Annotated in this window: 11 protein-coding genes; 8 read left to right on the top strand and 3 right to left on the bottom strand. The window is 43.9% G+C overall.

Annotation, left to right across the window (positions count from 1 at the left end):
* Nucleotides 1-102 precede the first annotated feature (102 nt).
* The 3 genes from VB714_RS05910 to VB714_RS05900 all read left to right on the top strand — a co-directional run bounded on the left by VB714_RS05910 (nt 103) and on the right by VB714_RS05900 (nt 3,646).
* A complete protein-coding gene (locus tag VB714_RS05910; RefSeq protein WP_323222116.1) occupies nt 103-1,512 on the top strand; it encodes a YcjF family protein in 1,410 nt (469 codons plus the stop codon).
* 70 nt (nt 1,513-1,582) lie between these two features.
* Nucleotides 1,583-2,920 carry a TrkH family potassium uptake protein gene (locus VB714_RS05905; protein ID WP_323222114.1) on the top strand — a complete coding sequence of 446 codons (1,338 nt, stop codon included), beginning with the start codon at nt 1,583-1,585 and terminating at the stop codon, nt 2,918-2,920.
* Complete coding sequence (locus VB714_RS05900) at nt 2,921-3,646, top strand: TrkA family potassium uptake protein (RefSeq protein WP_323222113.1); 726 nt, start codon at nt 2,921-2,923, stop codon at nt 3,644-3,646.
* A gap of 151 nt (nt 3,647-3,797) precedes the next feature.
* Here the strand turns inward: VB714_RS05900 and VB714_RS05895 are convergent, their stop codons facing one another.
* Both VB714_RS05895 and VB714_RS05890 read right to left on the bottom strand, forming a co-directional pair.
* Entirely contained in the window at nt 3,798-4,448 is a 651-nt protein-coding gene (locus tag VB714_RS05895) for a CatB-related O-acetyltransferase (RefSeq protein WP_323222111.1), read from the bottom strand.
* Between the two features lie 19 nt (nt 4,449-4,467).
* Complete coding sequence (locus VB714_RS05890) at nt 4,468-6,585, bottom strand: flavin-dependent dehydrogenase (RefSeq protein ID WP_323222110.1); 2,118 nt, start codon at nt 6,583-6,585, stop codon at nt 4,468-4,470.
* 138 nt (nt 6,586-6,723) lie between these two features.
* Here VB714_RS05890 and VB714_RS05885 point away from each other — a divergent pair, with 138 nt between their 5' ends.
* From VB714_RS05885 to VB714_RS05875, 3 genes are all read left to right on the top strand, one after another.
* Nucleotides 6,724-6,960: a hypothetical protein gene (locus tag VB714_RS05885; protein WP_323222108.1), complete on the top strand. Its 237-nt coding sequence runs from the start codon at nt 6,724-6,726 to the stop codon at nt 6,958-6,960.
* Between the two features lie 178 nt (nt 6,961-7,138).
* Nucleotides 7,139-7,336, top strand: coding sequence for a DUF29 family protein (locus VB714_RS05880; RefSeq protein ID WP_323222106.1), 198 nt, complete (start codon nt 7,139-7,141; stop codon nt 7,334-7,336).
* Nucleotides 7,326-9,005, top strand: a complete 1,680-nt coding sequence (locus tag VB714_RS05875; RefSeq protein ID WP_323222104.1) for a tetratricopeptide repeat protein — start codon at nt 7,326-7,328, stop codon at nt 9,003-9,005. Before VB714_RS05880 ends, VB714_RS05875 begins: the two co-directional genes overlap by 11 nt.
* 9 nt (nt 9,006-9,014) lie before the next feature.
* Here VB714_RS05875 and VB714_RS05870 read toward each other — a convergent pair whose 3' ends face one another.
* Nucleotides 9,015-9,584 carry a Uma2 family endonuclease gene (locus tag VB714_RS05870; RefSeq protein ID WP_323222103.1) on the bottom strand — a complete coding sequence of 190 codons (570 nt, stop codon included), beginning with the start codon at nt 9,582-9,584 and terminating at the stop codon, nt 9,015-9,017.
* A 223-nt stretch (nt 9,585-9,807) separates the two neighbouring features.
* Here VB714_RS05870 and VB714_RS05865 point away from each other — a divergent pair, with 223 nt between their 5' ends.
* Both VB714_RS05865 and VB714_RS05860 read left to right on the top strand, forming a co-directional pair.
* On the top strand, nt 9,808-10,116 hold the full coding sequence (locus VB714_RS05865) for a DUF3082 domain-containing protein (RefSeq protein WP_323222101.1): 309 nt from the start codon (nt 9,808-9,810) through the stop codon (nt 10,114-10,116).
* Nucleotides 10,117-10,137: 21 nt separating this feature from the next.
* Nucleotides 10,138-10,351 (top strand): hypothetical protein (locus VB714_RS05860; protein ID WP_323222099.1); only part of this gene is annotated, 214 nt, incomplete at its 3' end.

The following is a 10,351-nucleotide window of genomic DNA, read 5'->3' as shown; positions in this document are numbered from 1 at the left end:
CCCCCCAACTCCCCACACTCCCCACCCTTCCCACACTCCCCCAACTCCCTGTAGCATGGAGGGAATAAAGTAGGACAAATATCTGGCCATGAGGAGAGGGAAATGAGACTACAACTCCGCAAACCCATTTTAGTTGGCGGAATGGCCTTGTCGTTTGGACTGTGGTTGTTCTGGAGTATTCGCGATACAGCCCTAGAAATCGGCGAAGTTAGTTTGTTGGGTACGATCGCCATCGGGGGGAGTTTTTGGTGGCTAAAACATCAATTTGGCCAAAAGACTCCCCCTCTAATTTTTCCCGCTTCTCTGGGTCGAAAAGAGGTGGAAGCGGCGATCGCCCAAACGCGCGATCGCCTCTCGATACTGAAAGCAGAAGATACCGATCGCGATTGTAGCGATTTAGAAGTTCAATTGAATCTCCTTCCCAAACGCTTAGAGCGACAGGAGGTTAATATTGCGATCGCCGGGGCAAAATTAGCAGGAAAAACCTGCTTGCAGAAAATCCTGGCCACATCGACTTGGGAAAATGTCACTTGGCAGGAAATGCCGACTCCTTCTCACAGTTTAGAAAACTGGCAGGAAGACTGTTTGCAGGCTGCTGATGCGGTCTTATGGTTGCTGACGGGGGATTTAACGGATTCAGAATTGCAGGTCTTAAAACGGCTCAGAAGTGTCAATCAGCGAATCTTGTTGCTGTTCAATAAAGGCGATCGCTATATCCCCGAAGAACGGGAAATGATATTACAACAGTTACACCAACATATTTTGGGGATTTTACCCGCAAAAGATGTTTTTTCGATTTTAGCGGCACCTGCCCCGATTCAAGTTCGCCAACATCAAGGGGATGGGTCTTTAAAGGAGTGGCAAGAATCACAAAAACCAGAAACACAACCATTGCGCGATCGCCTCGAGGTTATTTTAAGCACAGAACGAGAATCATTAGTCTGGGGGACAACCTGGCGAGAAGCGCAAACCCTACAGCAGCAAATTAAAATCAGGCTCAATGATATTCGCCGCGATCGCGCTTTACCGATTGTCGAACAATATCAATGGATTGCTGCTGCAACAGCCTTTGCTAACCCTGTCGCGGCATTAGATTTATTAGCAACGGCGGCGATTAGCGCTCAAATGTTAGTGGATTTAGGGGCAATTTATCAACAAAAATTATCCCTATCTGTTAGTAAAGATACAGCAGGGGCGATCGGGCAACTCATGGTTAAATTAGGTATCGTAGAACTCTCCACTCAAGCGATCGGGCATTTACTAAAAAGCAATGCGATTACTTTTGTTGCGGGAGGAACGATGCAGGGAATTAGCGCGGCTTATTTAACCCGCTTGGCTGGGTTGAGTTTAATTGCCTATTTCCAAGATTGTGCGATCGATTCAACGACGGAAGAAACACCCTTTAATTGGCAGAAATTAACCCAGAAACTCAAAGTTGTTTTTGAGCAAAATCAAAGAACAGAATTTCTGCAAGGTTTTGCCAAACAAACGATGGCGCGTTTCAGTTCTTAGTGGGAAGGCGATCGACAAAAGATTGCAAACAATGCTTAGTCTGAATCCTCAGTTTTGAATTAATAAAAGCATGACGATTGCTCGTACAATTTGTTTGGGTTTTATCGGTGTTATCCTGATAGGAACACTCCTCTTAACCCTACCTATTTCCACCAGTGAAGGCACTTGGAATAGTCCTCTCGTTGCACTTTTTACCTCTACCTCAGCCGTTTGCGTAACAGGGTTGATCGTCGTAGATACCGGAACGCATTTCTCGGCGATCGGTGAATTTTTCATTTTACTTTTAATTCAAATTGGGGGGTTAGGATATATGACCAGCACCACCTTTTTGATTTTAGTTTTACGGCGCAAATTCGATTTGAGGCAAAAATTTGCCATTCAAGAATCCTTCGATCGCCCCTTTCTACACGGAAGTCGTAATTTAATGCGTTCCATCTTAGCAACGACTATCCTTTTTGAACTAACAGGGGCTTTTTTGACCCTAAAAACTTTCGCAGATGATTACGGATTTGGCCAAGGACTGTGGTTAGCCATTTTTCATAGTGTTAGTGCTTGGAACAATGCCGGGTTTAGTTTATTTTCCGATAGTTTGGTCGCTTATCGTGGCTCATGGACTATTAATTTAGTCATTCCTGCACTCATTATTTTGGGGGGAATTGGGTATCAAACCATTATTGAATTTTATATTTGGTGTACGAATCAATTTCAGAATCCTAAACCAAGATTTGTTTTTTCTCTCAACTTCAAAGTTGTTGTTAATACCACTCTAATATTACTGGTATTAGGAACGTTTGCTTTTCTCATAATCGAATCAGTTAATTCTGATACATTGGCAAGTCTTCCCATACAAGAGAAAATTCTGTCCGCTTGGTTTCAATCTGTCACCACCCGCACGGCAGGTTTTAATACTTTAGACTTTGGTAAGATGAAAGAGGCAACTTTATTTATTGTGATGGGCTTAATGGTTGTTGGTGCCAGTCCAAGCGGTACAGGAGGAGGAATTAAAACCACAACATTGAGAATTTTATTTAATTGTACTCGTTCCACCTTGCGCGGCCATGAAGAGGTCGTTATTTACGGACGCAAGATTGCCAGTTCGTTGATTTTAAAAGCGATCACCGTGGTTTTTGGGTCGGGAATGACCATTGCGATCGTCACCTCTTTACTGGTTCTGATTGAAGGACAGAACTTTGAATTTATCAATCTTTTTTTTGAAGTTATTTCCGCGTTTGCTACCGTGGGGGTTTCTACGGGAATTACCGCAAATCTTTCGGGATGGGGACAATTGGTGATCATTCTGACCATGTTCATTGGCAGAGTCGGTATTCTAGTTTTAATGGCCGCTTTATTTGGCGATCCTTGCCCCAGTCAAGTAAAATATCCTGAAGAAAATCTATTGGTTGGCTAGATGGTCAATAAAGGACAAAAATACAGTTGGAATTTGCGATCGCTGAATTTTCTGGCGACTTTAACGCGAGAAAATAAGCAATTTGCCATTATTGGTTTAGGTCGTTTTGGGCGATCGGTGGCGGCTTCATTGCACAAAATGGGCTATGAAGTTTTAGGGGTGGATATTGATGAAAAATTAGTAGCTCGCGCCATTAATGATAGCATTGCGACTCATGCAATCTGTTTGGATTCAACAGAACCAAATGCCTTGAAAGAGGCAGGAATTTTTGAATTTGATACCGTTATTATTGCCATCGGTAACTATATTCAAGAGAGTATTATTACAACCCTGAATGTGAAAGAAGCAGGAGTGTCTAATGTGATCGCAAAAGCCTCTACAGAAATTCATGGCAAACTCTTAGAAAAAGTAGGGGCCGATCGCGTTGTTTTCCCTGAATATGAAGCGGGAGAGGCCTTGGCCTATATGCTGACTAAACCCGCTATTCTCGATCGCTTCGATCTCGATCCCGATCACAGTATTGTCGAAGTTCTTATCCCGGAAGAATTTGACGGTAAAACGATTACAGAACTTCAACTCCGCAGTCTTTATGGTTTGACAGTGCTGGCGATCGCTGAAGATGACAAGAAATTTGATATTAATCCTTTACCAAATCGTCGTCTTCATCAAGGAATGGCAATGGTAGTTTTAGGTAACAATAAGGATATTAAACGCTTACCCATTTAATCAATCATCAATCATTAGTAATTGATTTCACCCTCGAAGAGACTTCCTTGGATGCGATCGCGCTTTAACTCGTTATGAGTTTGCAGCCGGGTTGAACGCTTGTTCTCAACCGAGATTTGATTATAGCTTCCATTTTTCCGCCTATCTTCCATCAATCATTTTCATTATCGATCGCTATTAATGCCTCAACATCATTACTACAAATTATAGGCAGATGAGTCGTTATTTTCTCAATATCCCAGTTCCACCAGGCTATTTTTAAGAGTTTTTCAATAGTGCGATCGCCAAATCTTTGCCGGATGGTTGTGGCTGGATTTCCCCCCACAATCCGATAAGGTGCTACATTTTTACTCACGGTTGAATTAGCGGCAATTACTGCCCCATCCCCCACATGAATTCCAGGCAAAATGGTTGCATTGTAACCAATCCAAACATCATTACCAATCATTGTATCTCCTTTATGCGGCCATGCTTCCGGTGCAACAATTTCCCAACCCTTTTGAAAAATAGAGAAGGGATAGCTACTAATTCCAGCGATTTGATGATTGCCGCCATTCATAATAAATTTAACATCAGAGGCGATCTCGCAAAATTTGCCGATAATCAATTTATCGCCGATGAAATCAAAATGATAGAGAACATTTTTCTCAAAGTTTTCTGGGTTTTCAAAATCATCGTAATAAGTATAATCTCCTACAATAATATTGGGGTTTTTGATGATATTTTTGAGATAGCATAGCCTTGTTACTCCAGGGATCGGAAAAGGAGTATTGGGAGAGGGACCATGATTTTGAGATGACATAATTTAATTTAGATTTAATTTAGTTTTTAATTGGCGTATTTAAAGCCGATCGCAAGTTTTTTTGACGGGTTAATGCTGCTTGTTGTTGTTGATTAGCTACTTCTGGCGATAAACCGATCCCCGCAGCGAGGCGATCGCTAAAACTCGACAAACGCAACCATAAAGCCGGATATTTTTTCTCCAACCAACCCTGCGATCGCTGCAACCATCCTGGCAGCCAACCCTTAAAACAAAACCCTAAAATTGCTTCTAAAGTAAAGGTCAAATAACTACCGATCCAACGGATAAAATCCTCTGTACCCGATTGTTTCCAAATCCAAACAATTAATAAAGGATTCATCAAAGCTGCTTTAATCGCAAGACGATTAAAGGTCAGCCAATTAAACTTATCCTTGATAAAAGTATCGGCAATTTCTGGGGGTTCATTTGCCAATAAACCAAAGAATGTATTTAGCATCGCATTCACTCTTTGAGGGGGTAAAGTTTGGCCAGTGGGTACCATCATCCCTTTAGAAAAGAGCCAAGTTACGGCAATATTGCTCTGATAGGCGCGAATTTGGTTTAAATGTTGTTTTTCGAGTAAATCGTGTTTTAACGCCGTATGCAGAAGATTGGTTATGCGCCCTAAATTTCTCACTAAAGAACCAAATCCGGTAAACACGAGGGGAGATTGCAAAGAAGCCGCGTCTCCAATGGCTAGGAGGCGATCGAAAGCCACGGCGCGATCGCCACTTCCGATGCTAAAATGTCCTGGAATATAACCAAAAGTTGCTTTTTTCCAGACCAATTCATCCATGTTGCAACGGCGATACTCTGGTAAAATTGTAAAGAAATCTTCATACATTTCTAATAAAGAACCAGGGTTATCGGGATGTATTTGGTGGTAATGAAAGAGATAAACTGTTAATTCCTCGCCTTCTCCCGGAAATAGTTCCCAAATCAATTGTCGTCCTCGAGAAATATCCCCATGAGAGTTGAGAACATCTCCATAAGTTGAATCCCAAACCCCCGGTGCAAAACCCTTTTCAATGACAGCACCCACCGTTGGACAAACACTATCAAAAGCCCGTCCATTGCTGAGTTGCCAGGCAATAGGAGAAGCTGTTCCCATGGCATCCATTAATAAGCGTCCTGTTGCTTGTCTTTCCTTTCCCGTTCCGAGTTTTTTTAACTGAACTGTGACATTATTTTTACCAATATTAGCACGGACAAACTCAGTTTCATCCCAAATTTCTCCCCCAGCCGCCTTTAATTTTTCTCCGCAGAGATGTAAGAGTTTGTCAGAGGCGATCGCAATATTCAAAACCGTTGGCGTATGCAATACTTTTGACTTGAGATATGGGGGATTATTGCCATCAAAAAACTTATTAAATCCATCTTTATATTCCCGTGCAATGACAGATTCAAATTCTTCAACGGTAAATAAACCCAAATCGATTAAACTTTGAAATTCTCCCCGAGAAATATTCCATTCACGATTCATGCGTCCAAAAGCCAAACGTTCCACCAAAAGGACGCGATAGCCTAATCGTGCCATTACTGCGGCATGAATGACCCCTAAAGCACCGCCAATATAAATCAGGTCATACTCCGATTTTTGGTTGTCTTTTTGCTCATTTTCTGGAAAGATAACTTGTGGAGGTTGTTGGGGATTTTTGACACTTTCTCGCCAGCGTTTTTCCCACCAATAAGCACGGTTGAGATCTGCTTCTCCTCGGGGTATTTTTTGAAAAAAGCGCACGGTTTGAGGATAATAGGGTGCGAGTGCCTCAAAAATAGACTGTTGAGATAAATCTATTTCTGGGAATTGGTGATATTGTTGGGGAAAGCGTTTTCTGATCTCAGTTTGTAGCTGCTGTTGTAATTGAGATTCTAAAGGAACAGATTTCTCTCCCCAGCGAAAGACCTTTAAATAGGTGGTACGCTGAAGGCACCAAGTAAAAATTGATAGTTCGCTTTCCGAAATTGAGGAAAGGTGTGATGAAGCACTTTTGACGGTATTTTTGTTGAATTGCAGGCGAATTCCCTTGGGGGTTATTATCTTTTGCCCGAGACGAGGTTGCCATTCTTCTTGCAACCAGCGACAAACTTTTGCAGAGTCGGCGATCGGAATTTCTAAATATAAAAGTTCTCGCATTATTTTTGATGGGGAATTGAATTGAGAGGAAATACAGAGTTAAGTTACGGCCAATTTAAGCTACACTGTCGGATACCTATTCTTAAAACTCTTTAATAAACTTAACATTTTAAGCAACCTTTACAACGCGATCGCATTATGAATGATTCCATCCCCGATAGTCCAGAAGAAATTATGGCTTTGCAGAAACGCCCTCTCAACGAAGAGTTAATTGCTACGGCGATCGCGGGAGTGGTCAAAGTTGCGCGAAAGCAGGGACAAACTTTAGACGATCTTAACAAGGAAGTGTTACGCGATCGCGGCGTTCTCGATCGCGCGCAAAGACGTTGGTTGAGTGAGTTAGTAACTTGCGCGTGGAAAGAGATACCTCTTTAAAAAAACGTTTAACCTTCGATCGCCCCAACCCGCAAATTTTCCAACGCCAAAGTATTTTGGATTTCAAAAAAATGAAAGTTCATTACTCAAAGCGATTTTCATTGTAACTGCAAAAATAGTTGATTGGTTCTATTTAGCTTCAATTGTCCAAGGATTTTGAAGAAAAAACCAAGAACAGTTGCGGCGCAATCCTGGTTTACAATCTAGATTGGAGGAAGCCATGAAGGAAAGCTGGTCGGAAGCACGAGATTTAGCGATCGCCGAAACCGATCTCCCCGACGAACAATTCCCCGAAATTTGTCCCTTTGACCTAGAACAAGTCATGGATGAGAACTTCTGGCCGACTAACCACACGGAAGAAGATAATGAAATTTAAACGTTTTTTAGCCGTCATTCCCGCTTCGTTGTTGCTTTTTCCGGCGACGGCGATCGCCCAGGAAAAACTCGTTGATTTTGACTATTGGGCGAGTTTGTGCAATACGCTTCTCTTGGCAGAAGATTACGAGAAAGCCCTGGAAGCCTGCGACCAAGCTGTGGGACTTTTTCCCAACGATCCCGTAACTTGGAATAACCGGGGGGATGTTCTGTTTGCCCTCTCCCAATATGGAGATGCTTTGGTATCTTACGAACAGGTCTTGCGTCGCAGTCCTACAGATTCCCTCGCTTTAGCGAAACGATGCGCTTCTCTGACGGCATTGGGACGCACGGATGATGCGGTGGTGGCTTGCGATGAAGGGCTGGAAATTGATGGGGACTGGGGAGAAGGTACCCCCGCGATCGCCTGGTACAACCGAGGGGTGGCGATGACTCAAGTAGGGAACCATTCCGAGGCACTAGAGTCCTACGATTGGGCAATTCGCACTAATCCCAGCTATTCTCCGGCTTATGCGGGGCGATGTTTGTCTTTGGCGCAATTTTCCCGGTATGAGGAGGCTTTGGTGGCCTGCGATCGCGCTATTCAAGCGGGAAATTGGGGACACCAAAATGCAGCGACAGCGTTATTAAATCGGGGACGGGTATTGGTAAAACTGGCACCGACGCAAAACTCCCCCCAGCAAGGGCTACAGTTTTATCAGGATGCCTTGCAATCTTACAATGATGCCCTGGCGATCGACCCCGATAATGAGGAAACATGGACGGAACAAGGAACAGTATTAGGACGTTTGGGACGCAATACGGAGTCTTTGGCTTCTCACGATTGGGCGTTAAAATTAAGTGAAAATTATGCTTTAGCTTTGGCTAATCGTTGCGCTGCTCTCAATCGTCTGGGACAATACAGCGATGCTCAAGCCTCCTGCGACAAAGCCTTACAAGAAGGAGACGATCGCTGGGGATTGGAAGGTGCTTCCTATGCTTGGAGTCAGCGCGGCAATTCTCTCGCGGGACAGTTTAAGTATGAGGAGGGATTGGCTTCTGTGAATCGCGCCATTTCCTTAAATCCCACTTATGAGGAAACATGGCTGAATCAATCGACTCTGTTATGGTTATTGGAACGTTATAGTGAGGCGTTAGATGCAACTCAGGAGGCGATCGATCTCAATCCAGAATCCTCTCGGGCATGGTATAATCGAGGACGAATTCTCACTACTTTAAGAGAGTACAGCGAGGCAATTATTGCTTATCGCACGGCTTTAGAAGGAGATGCCCAAATCGGCGGGCAGCCTTCTTTAGAGAAGATTTATCTCAATCTCAGTGCTGTATTGTGGCGGGCGGGACGCTATAGTGAGGGAGCAGCAGAGGCACAAAGGGCGATCGCCTTGAATCCCGATTCGGCTTTAGGATGGTACAACCGCGCCCTCAATCTCATGTCCAATCGTCAGTATACAAAGGCGTTAGAGGCTTATGAAAGAACCCTAGAGTTAAATCCTAATGATGGGAATGCTTGGATGGGTTTGGGCATTACTCAGCGTGCTTTGAAGGCATATCCCGAATCTTTGGCAGCCTTACAAAAAGCACTAGAACTTAATCCCGATAATACCCAAGCACAGGATAATTTAGAAGCTGTGATGAAAGCGATCGAGGAACTACAAACTTCTAGCCCATAATTTAAGAAATTAAGCAAAAACTTGGCTGACGGCGATCGCGCAATCGGAAAACCCAAGGGGTGAAATCTCAGCATCCAACACAAAAGTTAGTTCGGTTTGGTAGCCATTCTCACTTGGGTCGCGGTATACTTCCACCCCTTGGCGATTAATATCAATCAACCACATTTCTAGCACTCCCCCTCGGGCGTAAATCTGCGTTTTGACCTCGCGATCGAAGCGTACCGTACTATCCGACACCTCTATAACTAATAACGCATCCTGCGATCGCGGTTGCAGTGTCTCGTAAAAATCAGCGCGAGGCTTTAATAAAGCCAGATCGGGTTCCGGTAGAGAGTTTTCGCTAATTTCCAGGGAATTTTGCGGCCAAACCACTGCGCGATCGCCCAACCTTTCCACAAAGAAGCGAGTTAGCCGCGCTACACAGGCTTGATGCTTGGTTCCCATCGCTGCCATTTGTACAATTTCTCCTGCAATTAACTGCACGCGATCGCCTTCTTTAAAAATACCCGTCTCCCACATTCTCCGGTAATTCGTTGTATTAAAACGATAGTGAGGAATTTCGACAACTGAAGCAATCATCTTCTTTTTTCCTTTGCCATTGCTACCGTTTCCATTATTGCATTTCCCTTCTCCTTATCTCTCCAATCCCTCTTAAATAGGACTTACGCAATTCAACAATATTTCGCCCCCTAGCCCCCAAATCTGGGGGAAACCGGAGTCAAAGTCCCCCAAAGTTGGGGGATTTAGGGGGCTAATGCGTAAGTCCTATTAAAATGTAAAAATAGTTTATTCTCCACTCTCCATGAGCGATTCTTCTCCAACATCCGATCGCAAACCCGTAACGCCCTTACAATGCTTAATCGGGTCTTCTATTGCGGCAGGTTTTGCCACCCTCTTGTATTTACTAACCACCTCCATTACCGCAACCTTAGCCCATACCCCTCTACCTTCCACCACCGCAGCTTCCTTGAGGATTGCCATCGCCGTGCGAACTTTGGTCGCAGGACTTGCTACATTAGCAACAGCAGTATTTGCGATCGCGGCGATCGGGTTAATTGCTCTCGGTATCCAAATCGCCTTGAGTAAAAAAGAACAGAATAATTGCCTCTAACCCATTACCCATTACCCATTCATGTCTTCTCAACGGTTTCAAGAAATTTACGAAAGCATTCACGATACGGGATCGAGACTCATCCAATACTTGCACGAATTGCGAGAGGAGGAACTCGCCCGAGGTGATGATGCGGAAACCTTACAGGCGATCGAAGGGGAGGCACGCAAGGCATTAGCGGCCTTGAAGGAACAAAGGTATCAAGTTGCGGTGATTGCAGCGATGAAAGCGGGAA

The organism is Spirulina sp. 06S082 (assembly GCF_034932145.1).
Taxonomy (GTDB): domain Bacteria; phylum Cyanobacteriota; class Cyanobacteriia; order Cyanobacteriales; family Spirulinaceae; genus CCY15215.
Note: the sequence above shows the minus strand (reverse complement) of the source record. Positions and strands in the feature narration are given on the sequence as shown.